Below are 17993 nucleotides of genomic sequence, written 5' to 3'. Positions count from 1 at the left end.
TGGTTAATCAACACTCGTGATTTCTCTTTTTTTATTATAAGGAGAAGTATAGGAAAAACATTTCTTTGAGTTTGATTTTTTGGTCTTTTGGAAATTCCATAGTATTCCTTCTCTTTCATTTTTTCCAATCGAATTATATAACGGTGCTTTTAATTTTAACGAATATTATTTCTGCTATTTGGATAGGATTTTCGATTGTATATGCGAGGAAAAATAAAAGCCAAACCTGAGTTAGTTTCAAAAGGATGCTTTTTCAAATCATGCACAACTAAATGAAGTGACCCCTAAAAGTCAGACACAGTTATTTCATTAGGAAGCTTGGGTAAAATGAGTTCGGTATTGTACCGGACTCGTTTTTAATTTTTGATCAATTTATGCTAAAAATAACTCCAAATATCCAATCCGATATCAGCAAAGTTAAGCACATTCAAGTAACTTTTTTCGGATAGATCAAAACAGTTCAATATGATCTAACAAGTTGCCTAAGAAACGAACAAAAAATTTCAAGTGCTGGGGCGGTGTAACCACCATCTCCTACCAGTATGACCGGAATGGGAACCAAATTAGAGATGATCGCCATAAATATTACTACGATTCATCTAATCGGTTATCGTACGTAGAACAAGTAAATGCAGCAGTAGCAATCGCATCCTATTATTATGATTATAAGGGAAAACGGACAAAGAAAGTAGTGTATGGTAAGAAAACCGAACATTACTATTATGATGCCGGGCATTTAGCCTATATTGCCGATGAAAACAACCAAATCTTTTACAGTTTTATCCGGACTTACACAGGCGATTTAGTAACAATGACTGATTATATAAGTGGAGCAGCTGTCAATTATTATTATGTCCACAACGGTCATGGGGACATTATCGGGTTGAAGGATAAAACCGGAACCACGGTGGTAACCTACGAATATAATGCATTCGGCAATATCTTCACATCAACAGGGACAGCTAAAACTGGAAATGGAAAGACAGTTACGAGAAGAAAATCCATTTAGATATGCAAGCTATTTTTATGATGAGGAAACAAAGCTTTATTATTTGAGTATGCGGTGGTATGAACCACTAATAGGCCGATATCTTTCAAGAGATATTGTTCCTTCTACAAATTTATACTTGTATAGCGAAAATAATCATATAAACAGATATTTAAGATTGGTTCCGGTGACATTTAATTTAGTATCGGATAAAATAAAAAAAAGCTACCAATCGGAGCTAATTGCGAAAAATCGTAAAAAGTTTTTATGAAAACAATTTTTCTGCATTTACTTCAAATCCTGAGATGACTTCGGATGAAATCCTTCCTTTTTCTCTTACAATGTCTTTTTGCTGATACTGTCCTTGTTCATTTAGCAAGTATACTTGAATGGTATTTAGTAAAGGATTGACGATCCAGTATTCTTTTACACCATATTGCATGTAAATGTTCAACTTTGTGACCAAATCATGTGATTGATTGGAAGGGCTAATAATTTCAATAATCATAGCAGGAACACCTATATACTTTTGTTGCGTTAATCCACTTTTGTCACAAATAACACTTAAATCAGGTATAACAATCTTATTTCCTTCCACCCCTTCTTTCTTCAACTCAATATCAAAAGGAGCATGAAAGACTTCACATTCTTTTTCTTCTAACAAATTAAATAATTGAGCATGTAAACGACTCGAGATTCGCTGATGAATCGTTGATGGAGAGGGAGATGTGAATACAACACCGTCTATATACTCCAATAAAACATCGCTTTGCTCTCTCAACTCATAATATTCTCGGATCGTAACGAAATTTTCTTTAGGCAAGCTCATATAGAAAATCTCCTTCCTCTCAAAATTCCTGTTATTATTTCAATTCGATACACAACACTTTATTTCCTTTAATCATTTTGCCCGTTTAAGACGGTTTTCTATATTTTCGACAAAATTTTGTGCTACCGCTTGAGAATTGGGAATGATACAAGTAAGATGGAATCTGAGGTGAAAATACTATGGAACGTTTGCAGAAAGTGATTGCGCATGCTGGGATTGCATCCAGAAGAAAAGCAGAACAATTAATTACCGAAGGGAAGGTAAAAGTTAACGGTAAGATTGTGAAAGAACTGGGTGTTAAGGTATCCGCAAATGATAAAATCGAAGTCGAAGAAATTCCTATTCAAAGAGAGGTACCTGTCTATTATTTATTATATAAACCTAGAGAAGTGATCTCAGCAGTTACAGATGATAAAAATAGAAAAGTGGTCACTGAGTTCTTCCCTTTCGAAAAGAGAAGAATTTTTCCAATTGGAAGATTGGATTATCATACGTCAGGTTTGCTCCTTCTTACGAATGATGGCGAATTTGCTAATGTGTTAATGCACCCGAAATATAACATCGAAAAGGAATATGTTGCAAAAGTAAATGGCATCCCAACCCGTGAGGACTTAAGAAAATTAGAAAAGGGTGTGCAATTAGAAGAAGGGAAAACCGCACCTGCGAAAGCAAAGATGCTATCACTTGACAAAAAAAAGGGAACATCGATTGTTCAACTTATTATCCATGAAGGTAAAAACCGCCAAGTTCGAAGAATGTTCGAAGCAATAGGCTATAAAGTTCAGAAGCTGAAAAGGGAAAGGTATGGTTTTCTTGATTTACGAGGATTAAATCCTGGAGATTATCGTGAACTTACCCCACATGAGGTTAAACAGCTCCGCAACTTGGCTGTCACACAACATTCATAATATTAACACTATGGATAGATTGTTTAATGCTATAATAGGAAAAAATAAAATGGGGGATGTTTGGTTTGAAAAAGCAGCGGTTGGTAGTACGAACTATTATCCTGATTGTTTTAGTTGGGGCACTAGCGTATACGCTTTATACAAACTTTTTTACTGATAAACAATTGGTAGGAATAGGTGATCAGGCACCGAATTTTGTGCTAACAGATCTAAATGGAAACCAAGTTGAATTTGATAATTATCGTGGAAAAGGTGTTTTTCTAAATTTCTGGGGTACATGGTGTAAGCCATGCGAGAAAGAAATGCCTTACATAGAAAACCAATACCAAGTATATAAAGATCTTGGTGTTGGGGTATTAGCTATTGATGTTGGAGAACCCGAACTTTCAGTTAAAAACTTTGTTGAACGAAAAGGAATGACCTTCCCAGTAGCCATTGATGAAAAATTAGAGGTACTTGAAGCATATGGAGTCAATCCGCTGCCAACTACTTTTCTAGTAGACAAAGATGGTAAAATCGTCGATATCATTACTGGACAATTAACTGAAGAGTTAATTAAAAGTCATATGGAAAGAATCAAGCCATAAGTTGTTGGGGGAGTAAGATGAATAAAGTAAAATGTGAATGTGGACATGTCAACCCGCATGGAACCATTTTCTGTGAGGCTTGTGGTAAGTCGTTTGAAGAGGCGGATACCCAGGGCCTTTTAGATATGCGTTATGAGGGAAGTGCAAGACGCTCACAAACATATAAAAAAACTTTTATAGATAGTATTTGGAATTTTTTCTCTTCTGTTAAGGTTGGAGTTTGGTTAATTGTTATCACATTGCTTGCTTCTGCGCTAGGGACATTATTTCCGCAGGAGATGTACATACCCCAGAATATGTCTCCAAGTGATTTTTATAAGCAGGAATATGGGGTTTTAGGACAAATATATTTCGAGCTCGGCTTCAATAATTTATATGGTTCATGGTGGTATATGATCCTTGTTGCATCGATTGCAATTTCACTTGTGATCTGTTCTTTGGACCGCGTTGTGCCTTTATATAAAGCCCTTAAAAAACAAGGGGTTAAAAGAAATGAAAACTTTCTTAGAAGACAACGTTTGTTTGGAGAAGGAAATGTGGATGCACCTGAGTCAATTGATACTTGGGTAGAAGCGCTAAAAAAGAAGCGTTATAATGTCCGTGTAGAAAATGGAAATATCCTTGCTGAAAAAGGTCGGTTCTCACGCTGGGGCCCCTATGTGAATCATATTGGTTTGATTATCTTTCTAATCGGAGCCATGCTTCGCTTTTTCCCGGGCATGTATATTGATGATGCACTATGGCTCCGTGACGGGGAAACAAAAGTTATTCCGGGTACGGAAGGGAAGTATTATTTAGAAAATAAGCAATTCATAAAGGAAGTCTATGATGAGGAAGATAACTTTACCGTTGGCATGGGAATGCCTAAAAACTTCCAAGCAGATGTTGTCCTTTATGAACGTGTAGATAAAGTTGTTCCAGGAACCAAGCCTGAACTTAAAATGATTAAAGAACAGGAAGTTCGTGTAAATGAGCCATTAAAATTCGAAGGGTTTGCACTCTATCAAACAGACTATAAACTTGGTGAATTTTATGAAATGACCTTTAAACTTGTAGAAAAAAATACTAAGAAAGGCTTCGGCAACGTCGTTATTAATTTGGAAAATCCAGAAAAATCATATGACCTAGGGAATGGCTATAAAGTTGAAATTATGAGTTATTTTCCTAATTTTTATTTCGATGATGAAGGCAATCCGAATACTAAAAATAGACTACCAGATAATCCTGCCTTTATTTTCAAAATGTTCTCACCTGCCGTTCCAGACGGTGAAGTAAGTTTTGTTGGAATTCAATCCAATGCAGAACCATTTGGTGAGAATAAATATAGAATGGCGTTTCAGGATTTGAAAACAAGAAATGCAACCGGATTAACAGTTCGTCTTGACCGGACAATAGGTATTATTATTGCTGGCGGTATTCTTTTCATGCTTGGTGTCATCCAGGGGATGTATTGGAACCATCGACGCATTTGGATTCAAAAGAATGAAAAAGGCATAATGGTAGCGGCGCATACGAATAAAAATTGGTATGGACTAAAAAGAGAGATCGAAACGATGTTTAAAGGGACCGTTTTACCGATCCCAAACGATCAGCAGGAAAACGTGAAATAAGGGGGCGAGTTATTTGGTGGAAATAAGCAGTAATTTATTATATGTTGCATTTATTTTATATTTGCTTGCAACGATATTTTTTGCAGCATCGATCCGTGATAAACATTCAAAAGCAAATACGAATAAGTGGGCGAAGTTGGGAATCATTGTTACAATTATCGGATTTATAGCGCAAATGGGCTATTTTATTACAAGGTGGATTGCTTCAGGACATGCGCCGGTTAGTAATTTATTCGAATACACAACATTCTTCGGAATGATGCTCGTATTCGCTTTTATAATCATTTATTTTATGTATAAAAATACGTTAATTGGGGCTTTTACAATGCCGGTCGCATTATTAGTAATAGCCTATGCAGCGATGTTTTCAAGAGAGGTTTCACCGTTAATTCCGGCCTTACAAAGTCATTGGCTATACATCCACGTTACAACGGCAGCTTTAGGTGAGGCGATACTCGCGATAAGCTTTGCGGCGGGATTAATTTATTTGATTCATGTTGTTGACCAAACAAAGTCAAGTAAGAGAACATTTTGGCTGGAGTTTATTTTATATGGGATTATCAGTGTTATTGGTTTTGTTATCGTATCCTCTACTTTTAAAGCAATGGATTATGAAACAACTTTCAAATGGGTTAATGAAACACAGAAAGAGGCAGAAATTGTTTATAATATGCCAGCAATTGCGGGTCCGATGGATGGAGAAAAGCTGACAGAGGGGTTTGGCCCAGTATTTGAGACTCCATCTTGGATGAATGGTGCCAATGCGCCAAAGAAGTTTAATACGTTAATTTGGTCATTATTTTCAGGTTTAATTTTATATGGGTTGATTCGCTTACTATTGCGAAAGCGGATTGCAGCAGCCATTCAACCAGTATTAAAAAATGTAAATCTTGATTTAGTAGATGAGATCAGTTATCGCTCCGTTACAATCGGTTTCCCTGTTTTCTCGTTGGGGGCGCTGATATTTGCCATGATTTGGGCTCAGGTTGCCTGGACAAGATTCTGGGGCTGGGATCCAAAGGAAGTATGGGCTCTCATAACATGGTTGTTTTATGCAGCATTTTTACATTTGCGTCTATCAAAAGGTTGGCATGGTGAAAAATCGGCTTGGTTAGCTGTAGTTGGCTTTGCGATCATCATGTTTAACCTAGTTGCGGTGAATCTAGTTATTGCTGGTTTACATTCTTATGCAGGTTAGACAAAAAGTGGTAGAAAAATCCTGAATTATGTCATAATAAAATAATTAGGGGGAAGATTCGAATGGAAAACAGTCAAGCAAAGATATTAGTAGTGGATGACGAAGAAAGAATTCGCCGATTACTCAGGATGTATTTAGAGAGAGAAGATTACATGATTGAGGAAGCTGAAAATGGAGAAGAAGCCCTTAAAAAAGCTACTTCAGAAGACTTTGATCTGATTTTGCTTGATCTTATGATGCCTGGGATTGATGGTATTGAGGTCTGTAAACAATTACGTGAAAAAAAGGCTACCCCGATTATTATGTTAACAGCAAAAGGAGAAGAAGCCAATCGTGTCCAAGGATTTGAGGTTGGCACAGATGATTATATTGTTAAGCCGTTTAGCCCGCGCGAAGTGGTATTGCGTGTTAAAGCATTGTTAAGAAGATCGTCAACGACAGTATTTTTACAAACTGAACCGACAACAAAGGATGTTATTGTGTATCCATTCTTAACGATTGATAATGATGCACACCGAGTCACGGCAGAAGGCAAGGATGTAAGTTTAACTCCTAAGGAGTATGAGTTATTGTATTTCCTGGCAAAAGCCCCAGATAAAGTTTTTGACCGTGAGCAATTGTTAAAAGAAGTATGGCATTATGAATTTTTTGGTGATTTACGAACAGTTGACACCCATGTGAAGCGGTTAAGAGAAAAGCTTAATAAGGTTTCTAGTAACGCTGCTAGAATGATTGTCACAGTTTGGGGTGTAGGTTATAAATTCGAGGTTGTGTCTGAGTAATGCTATGGTTCTGGAGAAGTGTAGTTGGTAAACTTTGGTTTACGATCCTTTTACTTGTATCAGCGGTATTATTACTTTTAACAATTCTATTATTACAATTCTTTGAAACTTTCCATGTAACTGAAGCTGAGAAGGAGCTTACTCAATTAGCTGCAAAGGTATCGAAAATAATGGAAACCTATGGTGATGATGAATTAGCCTTTTCCATCGCCTGGGAAGTCATTGATCCGGCATCAAAAGTGATGATTATTGACTGGAAAGGGGATCATTGGTATTCCCCAAATGATGATAAGCTGGCTGATTTACCAATCGAATTTATTTATAATGATAAAGAGTTGTCAGAGGTGCTGACAAAGAGAAAGACAGTAAGTAAATTAGCCTATCCGCCTAAAATCATTAATAAAGAAGATGAAATTTATAACGAAATTTTAATAGTAGGTGTTCCAATGAGCCGTGTGGAAGGTAAACACGGCGGTGTTTTTATCTATCAATCCTTAGACGTTGTCAGTCAAACATCTAAAGAGACAACTAAGATTATTATTGTCAGTGCCGGCATCGCGATTATTTTAACGACCATTTTTGCCTTCTTTCTTTCATCAAGGGTTACAGCTCCACTAAGAATTATGAGAGAAGCTGCTTTTGAAATGGCCAAAGGAAAATTTAATGCGAAAGTCCCAATCTTGACCCATGATGAGATTGGAGAGCTGGCGCTAGCCTTTAATCGAATGGGCAGACAACTAGAGTACCATATTGAGGCGCTTAATCAAGAAAAGGAACAATTAACTAGTATTATAAGCAGTATGGCTGATGGTGTGATAACGATGAACCGGAAAGGTAATATTATCATATCAAATCCACCGGCCAAAAAATTACTGCAGGCCTTCTACTTTGAAAATAATATGCAAAATGAGGCTGAGCAGCCTTTGCCTAGTCAAATGAAAGGTATTTTGGAAAAAGTTATTTTAACTGAAAAACAACAAATTGCTGAAATTTCGATACAAGGCAGAAGTTGGGTTGTGCTCATGACACCTTTATATGACCAAGAGGCTATTCGTGGGACAGTGGCCGTTCTCCGTGATATGACAGAAGAGCGAAAGCTTGATAAATCGCGAAAAGATTTCATTGCCAATGTATCACATGAACTGCGTACCCCGATTTCAATGCTTCAAGGGTACAGTGAGGCTATCATTGATGATATTGCAGGAACGGAAGAAGAAAAAAGAGAAATGGCACAGATTATTTATGATGAATCATTAAGGATGGGTCGATTAGTTAATGAACTTCTTGACCTTGCCCGAATGGAATCTGGGCATCTTGACCTCAACCTAGAGCATATTCCGGTTTCGGCTTATTTTAATAGAATTATTAGGAAATTTTCTGGTGTTTCAATTGAGCATGGGGTAAAACTGGATTTACAGTTAAGTGACACGGATGACACGATGTTAATTGATGCTGACCGCATGGAACAAGTTTTAACAAACTTAATCGATAATGCGATCCGCCATACGGTTGAAGGTGGTTCAGTGACAATTAGTGTTGAGTCCCTACAGGAGGGCTTCCAAATTTCTGTAAAAGATACCGGCTCCGGAATTCCAGAAGAAGACTTACCATTTGTCTTTGAAAGATTTTATAAGGCCGATAAAGCAAGGACAAGAGGCCGTGCTGGAACCGGCCTAGGGCTAGGAATTGCCAAAAACATTGTTGAAGCCCACCGCGGATATATTTCAGTTCAAAGTAAGCTTGGCGAAGGGACGACATTTTCATTTTTTATCCCTCGTGCATAAACTGTAAATAATATATATCGTCAAGCCCATCCTAATGAATGGATGGGCTTTATTTTTAGAATAAAGAGGAAAAAGAAGAGGTGCTAGTATGAGAAAGTTGAATAGATCTCTGATTGCGATGTCTTTCGTTCTATTGTTTTTAGTTAGTTTAATTGGTTGTTCAGGAGCGAACACAAAAGAGCAAGCAGCCCCCGAATCTAAAGCTGGAATCGAGCAGGGGAATGGATTCCCAGTAACATTAACGGATGCAACAGGAACTAAGATCACAATTGAAAACAAGCCAACAAGAATTGTTTCGTTGATGCCAAGTAATACTGAAATTGCTTTCGCCTTAGGAGCAGGGGATGAGGTAGTTGGAGTAACGGATTGGGATAACTATCCTAAAGAAGTTTTAGAAATTGAGAAAGTTGGTGGTTTAGACTTTAATGTTGAAAAGGTTTTGGCTTTAGAGCCTGACCTAGTGTTGGCAAATGCTTCAGGAATGTCAAATGAGGAGGGGTATAAGCAACTGCAAAGTGTAGGAGTTCCTGTAGTGGTTGTACCTGATGCAACTTCTTTTGACGGAGTATATGATTCCATTGCTTTAATTGGAAAGGCTGTTGGAGCTGATCAAAAAGCAACTGAAATCATTTCAACAATGAAAGAAAAATTAGAGAAAATCAAAGAAAAAGCCAGCACTATCTCTGACGAGGAAAAGAAAACGGTTTGGGTTGAGGTACAGCCGCAACCAGACCTTTATACTACGGGTAAAGATACATTTATGGATGATATGCTAACACTTATCAATGCTAAAAATGCAGCAGGCGATTATGAAGGCTGGGTTCAGTTTACAGAAGAAGATGCTATTTCTTTAAACCCCGATGTCATTGTTGTGACCTATGGTTTTTATGTTGAAAATCCAGCTGAGATGGTGTACAGTCGACCGGCTTGGAAAGATGTACCCGCTGTGAAAAAAAACCGTGTTTTTGAAGTAGACGCTGATAAAACGAATCGTTCGGGTCCACGATTGATAGAAGGAGTAGAAGAGCTTGCGTCTGTCATCTATCCAGAAGTATTTAATAAATAGTAAGGTTATTCCTTATGCTTTATCGATATTATTTTTAGTGATAACCATTTTCTTGGGGATTTCAGTTGGTTCTCTTTCAATCCCCTTTTCCACAATTTTACATATTATGACTAATGGTTGGATTTCATCGCCAATAGCGGATGAAATAAGTCCAATGGTGTATAACATTGTCGTTTCGATCAGAATGCCTAGAGTACTATTAGCAATGCTTGTTGGATTTTCATTAGCCATTGCTGGTGCCTCCTTCCAAGGACTATTAAAAAATCCACTCGCTGATCCATATACACTTGGTGTTTCATCTGGAGCATCAGTTGGGGCGGTCATTGTTCTTTTTTTAGGGTTGACTCTCCCTGTTATCGGTTCGTTTACTTTGCCAATTATGAGTATCATTTTTGCTTTATTAACTTTATTCCTTGTCTTGACATTTTCGCGAATTGTCGATCGAAAAATATCAGTTGAAACGATCATTCTAACAGGAATCATCTTCAGCTCCTTTTTAGGGGCAGTTATTTCTTTAATGATTGCTTTATCGGGAGAGGAGCTCAGGCAAATTGTTGTTTGGCTAATGGGTAGCGTTTCAATGCGGGGTTGGGCTTATGTTTATATGATACTACCCTTTACATTCATAGGTGCTTTGATTCTAATCCTCAATAGCAAGGAGTTAAATGCACTCTCTTTTGGAGAGGAAACCGCCTATCAGCTTGGCGTGGATGTTGCAAAAAGAAAGCTATTTATTTTAATCGGTGCGTCGCTCCTAACGGGTTCAGCAGTTGCCATTTCGGGAATAATTGGGTTCGTGGGTCTTGTCATTCCACATATAACTAGGATGCTTTGGGGACCTAATCATTTTAGATTATTGCCTTTAGCGATGTTAAATGGGGGCTCGTTTTTAATCTTAGCAGACCTTGTAAGCCGGACTATTATTGCTCCACAGGAACTTCCTATAGGTGTTATTACATCGATTATTGGAGCACCAGTATTTGCATTCATTTTCTTTAATAGAAATCGTAAAAGGTAGTGGATTATAGTGATAAAAGTTGAGAATGTTTCCGGTGGTTATCACCAGAAAAAGGTTATTGATAATGTTAGCTTTGAAGTGAAGAAAGGAGAGATTTTTGGGATTTTGGGTCCAAATGGCAGCGGAAAAACGACAGTTTTAAAAATGCTCTCTGGTCAATTTCCTGTCTCAAAAGGAAGTATTTGTATAAATGGCAGATCTATTCAAGATTATAAGATTAAAGACCTGGCCAAAAAAGTAGCAGTTCTCCCTCAAATAAATGAAATTTCGTTCTCTTACACTGTCAAAGAAACAGTAAAGTTAGGCCGCTACGCCTATCAAAAAGGGATTTTCCCGTCTTGGAAAATTGAAGATGAAAATGCGGTACAAAACGCGATCCAACTAACGAATATTTCACATCTTGCCGATTGTCCTCTTGATTTATTGAGCGGTGGTGAAAAGCAGAGGGTCTTTTTGGCAAGAGCCCTTGCTCAAGAGCCGGAAATATTGCTCTTGGATGAGCCGACAAATCATCTTGATATACAACACCAAATAAGTTTATTTGACTCGCTTAATCACTGGGTGAAGGAAAAACAATTAACGGTTGTAGCTATTTTTCACGATTTGAATATGGCAAGCCTGTATTGCAGTCGGTTATTATTATTGAATGAAGGTAAGGTAATCAGCCTCGACGAACCACAAAATGTGCTGCAAGAAGAGCAGCTCTATAATGTGTACCATACAAAATTAATTAAAAGGCAGCATCCAAATGTGCCAACACCTTTAATTACCCTTTCACCAAGTAAAGGTGTAGAGCGGGATGATATTTTTTCAATGCTAAAGACGAAGCAATCACGTGAAACGATTATTGTCGAATCATCGAAGCCCTTAAAGACGCTATCATCTGCTGTAATTAATTCGGGTTTTAGCTGGAGCAAGTTTTTTACTAATAGACATGTGGATATGAATTACAATATCGATGATCCGGAAAGTGAATTGAAAGATTACCTTACAACGATTGGAATTGATCCTACTTACACCGTTGCGATGATGACAGCAGCTAGATTGGAAGATGCCGTATTTAAAATAATAGAGTTGGCCCAATTTTCACTATATGTTGTTGTTACGGCTGGAGTAAGTAATGCCGTGGATGTATCAAAGGCCTATTTGCGAACAGATTTTGTCTATACACCAGGGACTATTAATACGTGGATATTTATCGATGGGAATCTACCCGATTCCGCTTTCGTTCAGGCGATGATGACGGCTACAGAAGCAAAGGTCAGGGCTATTCATGAAAATAATATACTTGACCCTGAAACGAAAACGATGGCTACAGGAACTTCAACTGATAGTTTACTTATTGCTTCCACTCAAACTGGCTATTTCCTTGAATATGCGGGTACGATCACACCTCTAGGAAGGGCTATCGGACAAGCGGTATTTAGTGCAACGAATGAAGCGATTCAAAAATATCTGCGGAGAATGGGCTCCCTTTCTTAATTTCAAAAATATACATATTACATTGAATGAAACTTTTGGCCCAAAGTTAACGACTATATGAGAGAACGGGAGGTTTTTGCAGCATGAAGGACATATTTCAAAGGTTCTATGACCTTTATCATTATGACCTTTTTCAGTTTTTGTTTTACATGGTAAAAAATAGAGAACAGGCAGAGGATCTCGTTCAAGAGGTATATATAAAAGTACTTCAATCGTACGATCGGTTCGAAGGAAGAAGTAGTGAGAAAACATGGCTGTTTTCTATTGCTAGGCACGTTGCCATTGATTGGTTTCGCAAACAAAAGAGAACGGCAGATGGAAATGCAATTGATGATGATACAGTAAAGTTCCTATTGAAAGATCTTGCACCGCTTCCAGAAGAAGTGGCGATCCAAAATGAGCAAATTCAGCTTATGTATCAATGTATGGAAAACTGTACTGTTGACCAAAAATTAGTACTAGTTTTAAGATATATTCAGTCTTTTTCAATTGTAGAAACAGCTGACATCTTAGGATGGACAGAAAGCAAAGTAAAGACAACGCAGCATCGCGGCTTAAAGGTTTTAAAATCCTTGATGGAGGAAGTCTATAATAAGGAGGGGATGACAAATGCATAAATCAACATTTAATGACGACCAGCTAGAGAAATTGCTACGAAATATGCCAAAAGTGAAGGACACTCAAGATCCTGAACAGCTTTTTGCAAATATATCCTCTCGATTAGAAGAAAAGAAGATTGATGTGAACGGAAACGATCTTATAAAGACACCCAAGAGGAAGAGGACCTGGATTTTGCCGACACTGGCATCCATTGCTGCTATTATTATTGTTTCGTTAGTCATACCGTCATTCCTCTACGAACAAGACAGTGCAACTGAAGAAGTTAATAAAAAAGCGAATGTTCAAAAGTCAATCATAGGTGAAAAACAAGAAGAACCAGAAAATTTTACAATGATGGCAGAAGAAGGAATGATGACTCGAATGGCATTTGATGGCGGGTCACATCTTATTACAGAGTTACCAGAAGATCAAGAAATTATTACTGTGGCCGTTCCTGATGTGTTTGCCCAATTTATTGTACCTATTAGTTTTATTGTGCCAAAGGACGGGGAAATGACGAATCTGGAACGAATTGAGACGATTCAGGAGCATCTTCACGAAGAAGATTGGGGTTTATCAAGCTACATTCTAGAGAATGTCAAATTTAGTGAAGAACAAATGGACAATGGAGTTAAAAAGCTAATCATCGACGTTCCGGAAAACCATCCATATGGCAATGGCTCAGCAATGGAAATCATGTTTTTATCAACTGTAAAAGAGATGGCAAAGCAACTCGGGGTTTCTACCGTTGAATTTCGTACAGATAGTAAGCCGGGAATTATGCTTGGTAATTATGGTGAACTTAAAGTACTTGATCTAGAAAAGGAGAAAGCAAAGCGCTTATATTATATTTTTCAGCCTAATGGACAAATTCAGAAATTCCTAGTACCCTTTCCCAAAGAAGTCGAGTTTACCAAGGCTTTAGAAGAGATGAAATTGCCAATGGAAATCGATCTTCAGCAAATTAAGCCGGCAATACCTGAATCTATTCAATTTAAAAGTGTCGGCATTGATCCAAGTACGCATCATGCTGTTATTGAATTTGCTGAAGGTACGACATTAACTAATGATGAAACGAATTTATTAATGGTGGAAGCCATTTTGATGACGGCGAAAGAACATGGTGCACAAACAGTTGAATTTAAGAATGCCACAGTAGACTTTATTGGGCCATTTAATATGCTGGAGTCTATTCAAGTACCATTAGCAGTCAATCCAATGCCTTACTAGGAAAGCGTAAGCGCCTGTTTAGCGACGTATAAACTGGAGCTAGATATAAAAAAACCTCTCAACTTTAACAGTTGAGAGGTTTATGTATTAATTATTCAAATTTAGTTGGGTTACCATCAAATGCTTCGTCAGCAACTTTGATTGAGTCAGTCGGACAACCTTCAAATGCATCCATCATGTCATCGATTAACACATCAGGAATTTCAACAATACCTTGGTTATCGTCTAATGTTACGTATGCAATACCTTCATCATCGTAATCATAGATATCAGGCGCAGATGCTCCACATGCACCACATGCAATACAAGTTTCTTTGTCTACAATCGTATATTTTGCCATGAAAAAAACCTCCCACAAAATTGTAAAATAATATATAACTCCGAAGAGTCATATTTAAGACTCATAAACATTGTAAACGCCTTTGTGCAACTTTTCAATAGAAAAGTACAATGAGAATGCTTATCACCACAAGCTTTGCCCATTTTCCAGCAATACGATAAGTTTATTCATCCTTTTTTCGTCATAATTTGCTAAAATATTATTAACTTTATTCAGCAGAAGTCCCCCACTTCCATAAGTGGTGAACTGAATTCAAATTAATATTCTAATTTAGAGGAGTACAAACCCCCTGCTGAACAAAGTTAAAGCCTCCGGCGGATGCCTCAGATTTTCAAAGGTAATTTTTCGAGCAAGGCGCATTTGATAAATTAAATGGCAGAAAGGATTCGAAGCTGTGGAACGATTTCGTTTTTTTGTCGTATTGCATTGCCTTTCAAAATATAATGGTGAAAGGTCGATTTATGCGATCTATCATTTACTGCAAGGGAAAAAATCCTCCCAAACGATTCAAGATGCAAAATTATTTAAGCTAGAGTCCTTTTTTCAATTGATGCAACAGCTATCCAAAAAAGATATTAATGATATTATTTTTGAACTTCAGACTAGTGATGTTATTTCTTTGACGAGAAAGGATACATATATTTTAACTGAAAAGGGCTTATTTTATTTAGAAAATTATAAGAAAAAGTATCCAATACCACCATATTTGAATGGGTGGAAAAATCATAAAAAAGCTCTCTTGCTATGGCAGCGCTTTTCGCTTGCGGTTCAAACCTTGTCTTTTTTATTGTACGAAAATTCATCGTTCACACCTGTTATTAATGACGATGAAACACAACGCTTTGTAAAAAGCTATCTTAAGAAAATAAGGAATCGCTACGATACAGCGGGTGAAATTTTTAATGAAGTTTTTAGTTTGCTTCAACCTTTACCACAGATGCAGGCTGAAATATTTGTATTGCACCTGAGCGGATACCACCGGGTTGGATACACGATTGAACAGATAGGTAGTATCCTACAACTTGATACGGAATATACTTTCCTACTCTTTCAAGCGGTTCTACATTACATGATAGATACAATCGAAACGAATCCAATTCGGTATCGCCATCTTATGTCATTGGTTGAACAAGATGATCAGTCAATAGTACCGTTAACCCAGTCAGCGCAAAAAACTTATGAATTATTATGATTAAATAAATCTATTACTGAAATTGCCATTATCCGAAATTTAAAAGAAAGTACGATTGAAGATCATATTGTTGAGATCGCTTCGGAATTGAAAAGTTTTAATATTGAGCCATTTGTTTCCAATGATCTGCAAGGAAAAATTATCGAATCCTTTCAAACGCTTAGAACAAAACGGCTTAAACCAATCAGAAGTTCACTAAACGATACGGTAAGTTATTTTCAGATCCGCCTCGTACTTGGAAGGATGGAATGTTGAGTGAGATTAGAAAAAATATTAAAAGAGAAATTTCATTTCTCTTCCTTTCGGAAGGGGCAGAAGGAAATTATCGAAGATTTAGTTAAAGGTAAAAATGTAATGGTCATGCTTCCAACCGGTGCAGGCAAGTCTATCTGTTATCAACTTCCCGGCTATATTTTGGACGGCACTGTCCTAATTGTTTCACCATTATTATCGTTAATGGAAGATCAGGTGCAACAATTGAAGTCTAGAGGAGAAAAAAATGTTATTGGTTTAAATAGCTTTTTATCTTATCAAAAAAGGAAATCTGCCTTACAATCAATCCATCGATACCGATTTATATATGTTTCTCCTGAAATTTTACAATCGGCTGAGGTTATTCATGCCCTCGAAAAGATCAAGATTAGTTTATTTGTTATTGATGAAGCCCATTGTATTTCTCAGTGGGGACATGAATTTAGAACGGATTATTTGAAACTTGATGATGTGAAAAAGAAATTGGGCAATCCACCTTGTTTGGCCTTAACGGCTACTGCAACCAGCATGGTGATTGAAGACATTATTCACCAATTGGACCTACCGGATGTTGCCAAACACATTTATTCTATCGATCGCCCGAATATTGCAATTAATGTTAAAAAAATAGATTCACTTGATGATAAAATAAAGACAACGATCGAATTTGTAAAAAGTCTTGAAGGGCCCGGTATTGTTTATTTTTCAAGTAGAATATGGACCGAAAAAATGGCTATGATTTTACGAGAAAACGGCATTAATCGGGTTGCCTACTATCATGGTGGATTGGAAAATGATGATCGTTTATTAATCCAGCAGCAATTTATCCAAGATCAATTGGATGTCATATGCTGCACAAATGCCTTTGGGATGGGCGTGGATAAAGCGAATGTAAGATTTATCGTTCACTTCCACTATCCATCCCAAATTGAATCCTATTTGCAGGAAATCGGGCGTGCCGGGAGGGATGGGAATCCAAGCCTTGCAATTCTCCTGTATTGCAATGATGACCATGATTTGGCAAAGAGTATTGTCCTTCATGATTTACCTAATGATGAGGAATGGAGTTTGGTTTTTACACTAGTATCAAACTCAAAACAAAAGCCATCACTCCATGAACTTGAGTTATTGATGTATGAAAGATACGGTATTTCCGAAATAAAATGGCGGTTTATGAAATATCAGCTTGAAATGGAAAAAGTATATGTGAATGGGAGCGTCAACCCCAATCTATATGTAGATGATGCAAAAATAAATATTTTGAATACTGTCCATGAAAGAGCCCGTTTAAAACAAAGAGATTTAGCTGATTTTAAGAGATGGATCGAAGACGAAGATTGTTGTAGACGGGAATCATTATTATGGAAGTTTGACCAATCGCTGGAAGTCCATCCAGAAAGCTGTTGTGATTATTGTAAATTTGATATTCAAAAATTTAAAAAGACAAAAAACACTTCAAAAACCTATGAATTTACCGATTGGAAGGAAGAATTAAAATTGATTTTTAAACAAAGTGGAGAAGGACAGAATGGCTAAACGTCAGGCTGAACTCATAAACCAAATGGAAGATAAAGAAGTACTTTTTCACCTTTACTTAACACAAATCATGATCATAATCCTGACTGGTATTATTGGATTCTTTTTATTTGAGGATTTAGAATCATTTTTTGAACTATGGGAGTGGAATCCGAAAGAAATACTCCTTTTTGGCGGAGGAAGTGCTATTATTGTTATAATTATTGACACTATTCTTATGAAGGTTTTGCCGAAGCATATGTATGATGATGGTGGTATAAACGAAAAGGTTTTTAAAAACCGACCAGTTTGGCATATGTTTATCATTTGCTTAGTAGTAGCATTGTCTGAGGAACTTTTCTTTCGTGGTGTTCTTCAAACACATTTCGGATACTTTATTGCGAGTATTGTATTTGCAATTCTCCATTTCAGATATCTTTTTAAATGGGCGTTATTACTAGTCGTAATTTCATTAAGCTTTTATATTGGCTGGATTTATATCATTACCGAAAATCTTTTTGTAACAATATTTATGCATTTTCTAATCGACTTTGTGTTTGCATTAATGATCCGCATCAATTATTTAGGTACAGTTCTAAACGAGAGGTGAGC

General features: G+C 37.0%; 19 protein-coding genes. 17 read left to right on the top strand and 2 right to left on the bottom strand.

Going from position 1 to position 17993, the window contains the following annotated elements:
* Nucleotides 1–478 precede the first annotated feature (478 nt).
* Together P9E47_RS05180 and P9E47_RS22910 are read left to right on the top strand one after the other, a co-directional pair.
* Nucleotides 479–1009 (top strand): hypothetical protein, encoded by a 531-nt coding sequence (locus tag P9E47_RS05180; RefSeq protein ID WP_003331229.1) that lies wholly within the window; start codon nucleotides 479–481, stop codon nucleotides 1007–1009.
* Nucleotides 927–1259: an RHS repeat domain-containing protein gene (locus P9E47_RS22910; RefSeq protein ID WP_081585674.1), complete on the top strand. Its 333-nt coding sequence runs from the start codon at nucleotides 927–929 to the stop codon at nucleotides 1257–1259. The genes P9E47_RS05180 and P9E47_RS22910 overlap by 83 nt, the downstream gene beginning before the upstream one ends.
* Here P9E47_RS22910 and P9E47_RS05175 read toward each other — a convergent pair.
* Nucleotides 1254–1817, bottom strand: coding sequence for a Uma2 family endonuclease (locus P9E47_RS05175; protein WP_003331226.1), 564 nt, complete (start codon nucleotides 1815–1817; stop codon nucleotides 1254–1256). The genes P9E47_RS22910 and P9E47_RS05175 overlap by 6 nt on opposite strands.
* 179 nt (nucleotides 1818–1996) lie before the next feature.
* Between P9E47_RS05175 and rluB the strand changes: the two genes are divergently transcribed.
* The 11 genes from rluB to P9E47_RS05120 all read left to right on the top strand — a co-directional run bounded on the left by rluB (nucleotide 1997) and on the right by P9E47_RS05120 (nucleotide 14082).
* Nucleotides 1997–2725 (top strand): 23S rRNA pseudouridine(2605) synthase RluB, encoded by a 729-nt coding sequence (gene rluB, locus P9E47_RS05170; protein WP_003331225.1) that lies wholly within the window; start codon nucleotides 1997–1999, stop codon nucleotides 2723–2725.
* 56 nt (nucleotides 2726–2781) lie between these two features.
* Entirely contained in the window at nucleotides 2782–3312 is a 531-nt protein-coding gene (resA, locus tag P9E47_RS05165) for a thiol-disulfide oxidoreductase ResA (protein WP_039957283.1), read from the top strand.
* A gap of 17 nt (nucleotides 3313–3329) precedes the next feature.
* Nucleotides 3330–4922, top strand: a complete 1593-nt coding sequence (locus P9E47_RS05160; protein ID WP_003331223.1) for a cytochrome c biogenesis protein ResB — start codon at nucleotides 3330–3332, stop codon at nucleotides 4920–4922.
* Nucleotides 4923–4935: 13 nt separating this feature from the next.
* Nucleotides 4936–6120 (top strand): c-type cytochrome biogenesis protein CcsB, encoded by a 1185-nt coding sequence (gene ccsB / locus P9E47_RS05155; RefSeq protein ID WP_003331222.1) that lies wholly within the window; start codon nucleotides 4936–4938, stop codon nucleotides 6118–6120.
* Between the two features lie 62 nt (nucleotides 6121–6182).
* Nucleotides 6183–6902 (top strand): response regulator transcription factor, encoded by a 720-nt coding sequence (locus P9E47_RS05150; RefSeq protein ID WP_003331221.1) that lies wholly within the window; start codon nucleotides 6183–6185, stop codon nucleotides 6900–6902.
* On the top strand, nucleotides 6902–8686 hold the full coding sequence (locus P9E47_RS05145) for an ATP-binding protein (protein WP_003331220.1): 1785 nt from the start codon (nucleotides 6902–6904) through the stop codon (nucleotides 8684–8686). The genes P9E47_RS05150 and P9E47_RS05145 overlap by 1 nt, the downstream gene beginning before the upstream one ends.
* Before the next feature lie 88 nt (nucleotides 8687–8774).
* The gene (locus P9E47_RS05140; protein ID WP_003331219.1) at nucleotides 8775–9752 is read left to right on the top strand and encodes an ABC transporter substrate-binding protein; all 978 of its coding nucleotides are present in this window, start codon (nucleotides 8775–8777) and stop codon (nucleotides 9750–9752) included.
* The gene (locus P9E47_RS05135) at nucleotides 9715–10770 is read left to right on the top strand and encodes a FecCD family ABC transporter permease (protein WP_039957281.1); all 1056 of its coding nucleotides are present in this window, start codon (nucleotides 9715–9717) and stop codon (nucleotides 10768–10770) included. Before P9E47_RS05140 ends, P9E47_RS05135 begins: the two co-directional genes overlap by 38 nt.
* Before the next feature lie 9 nt (nucleotides 10771–10779).
* Complete coding sequence (locus P9E47_RS05130; RefSeq protein ID WP_003331216.1) at nucleotides 10780–12252, top strand: adenosylcobinamide amidohydrolase; 1473 nt, start codon at nucleotides 10780–10782, stop codon at nucleotides 12250–12252.
* Nucleotides 12253–12335: 83 nt separating this feature from the next.
* Nucleotides 12336–12869 carry an RNA polymerase sigma factor SigX gene (gene sigX, locus P9E47_RS05125; RefSeq protein ID WP_003331215.1) on the top strand — a complete coding sequence of 178 codons (534 nt, stop codon included), beginning with the start codon at nucleotides 12336–12338 and terminating at the stop codon, nucleotides 12867–12869.
* Nucleotides 12862–14082 (top strand): hypothetical protein, encoded by a 1221-nt coding sequence (locus P9E47_RS05120; RefSeq protein ID WP_003331214.1) that lies wholly within the window; start codon nucleotides 12862–12864, stop codon nucleotides 14080–14082. Before sigX ends, P9E47_RS05120 begins: the two co-directional genes overlap by 8 nt.
* A gap of 91 nt (nucleotides 14083–14173) precedes the next feature.
* Here the strand turns inward: P9E47_RS05120 and P9E47_RS05115 are convergent, their stop codons facing one another.
* Nucleotides 14174–14422, bottom strand: a complete 249-nt coding sequence (locus tag P9E47_RS05115; protein WP_003331213.1) for a ferredoxin — start codon at nucleotides 14420–14422, stop codon at nucleotides 14174–14176.
* Nucleotides 14423–14816: 394 nt separating this feature from the next.
* Between P9E47_RS05115 and P9E47_RS05110 the strand changes: the two genes are divergently transcribed.
* From P9E47_RS05110 to P9E47_RS05100, 4 genes are read left to right on the top strand one after another with little or no spacing between them, the layout of a single operon-like run.
* A complete protein-coding gene (locus tag P9E47_RS05110) occupies nucleotides 14817–15614 on the top strand; it encodes an Rrf2 family transcriptional regulator (RefSeq protein ID WP_326162732.1) in 798 nt (265 codons plus the stop codon).
* A gap of 12 nt (nucleotides 15615–15626) precedes the next feature.
* Nucleotides 15627–15869, top strand: a complete 243-nt coding sequence (locus tag P9E47_RS22905) for a helix-turn-helix domain-containing protein (RefSeq protein ID WP_407697167.1) — start codon at nucleotides 15627–15629, stop codon at nucleotides 15867–15869.
* Nucleotides 15870–17402, top strand: a complete 1533-nt coding sequence (locus P9E47_RS05105) for a RecQ family ATP-dependent DNA helicase (protein WP_003331211.1) — start codon at nucleotides 15870–15872, stop codon at nucleotides 17400–17402.
* Nucleotides 17395–17991 (top strand): CPBP family intramembrane glutamic endopeptidase, encoded by a 597-nt coding sequence (locus P9E47_RS05100; protein WP_003331209.1) that lies wholly within the window; start codon nucleotides 17395–17397, stop codon nucleotides 17989–17991. Before P9E47_RS05105 ends, P9E47_RS05100 begins: the two co-directional genes overlap by 8 nt.
* The last annotated feature ends 2 nt before the right edge of the window (nucleotides 17992–17993 follow it).

Origin of the sequence: Schinkia azotoformans (assembly GCF_035811335.1) — a bacterium.
GTDB lineage: Bacteria > Bacillota > Bacilli > Bacillales > Bacillaceae_J > Schinkia > Schinkia azotoformans.
This window is presented reverse-complemented; position numbering and strand designations above follow the sequence as displayed.

Bases quoted from the DNA above. Each gene is read 5' to 3' on its own strand.
- P9E47_RS22910 (WP_081585674.1), top strand. From the start codon at position 927: ATGCATTCGGCAATATCTTCACATCAACAGGGACAGCTAAAACTGGAA.
- P9E47_RS05175 (WP_003331226.1), bottom strand. From the start codon at position 1,817: ATGAGCTTGCCTAAAGAAAATTTCGTTACGATCCGAGAATATTATGAG.
- rluB (WP_003331225.1), top strand. From the start codon at position 1,997: ATGGAACGTTTGCAGAAAGTGATTGCGCATGCTGGGATTGCATCCAGA.
- resA (WP_039957283.1), top strand. From the start codon at position 2,782: ATGTTTGGTTTGAAAAAGCAGCGGTTGGTAGTACGAACTATTATCCTG.
- P9E47_RS05160 (WP_003331223.1), top strand. From the start codon at position 3,330: ATGAATAAAGTAAAATGTGAATGTGGACATGTCAACCCGCATGGAACC.
- P9E47_RS05150 (WP_003331221.1), top strand. From the start codon at position 6,183: ATGGAAAACAGTCAAGCAAAGATATTAGTAGTGGATGACGAAGAAAGA.
- P9E47_RS05145 (WP_003331220.1), top strand. From the start codon at position 6,902: ATGCTATGGTTCTGGAGAAGTGTAGTTGGTAAACTTTGGTTTACGATC.
- P9E47_RS05140 (WP_003331219.1), top strand. From the start codon at position 8,775: ATGAGAAAGTTGAATAGATCTCTGATTGCGATGTCTTTCGTTCTATTG.
- sigX (WP_003331215.1), top strand. From the start codon at position 12,336: ATGAAGGACATATTTCAAAGGTTCTATGACCTTTATCATTATGACCTT.
- P9E47_RS05120 (WP_003331214.1), top strand. From the start codon at position 12,862: ATGCATAAATCAACATTTAATGACGACCAGCTAGAGAAATTGCTACGA.
- P9E47_RS05115 (WP_003331213.1), bottom strand. From the start codon at position 14,422: ATGGCAAAATATACGATTGTAGACAAAGAAACTTGTATTGCATGTGGT.
- P9E47_RS05100 (WP_003331209.1), top strand. From the start codon at position 17,395: ATGGCTAAACGTCAGGCTGAACTCATAAACCAAATGGAAGATAAAGAA.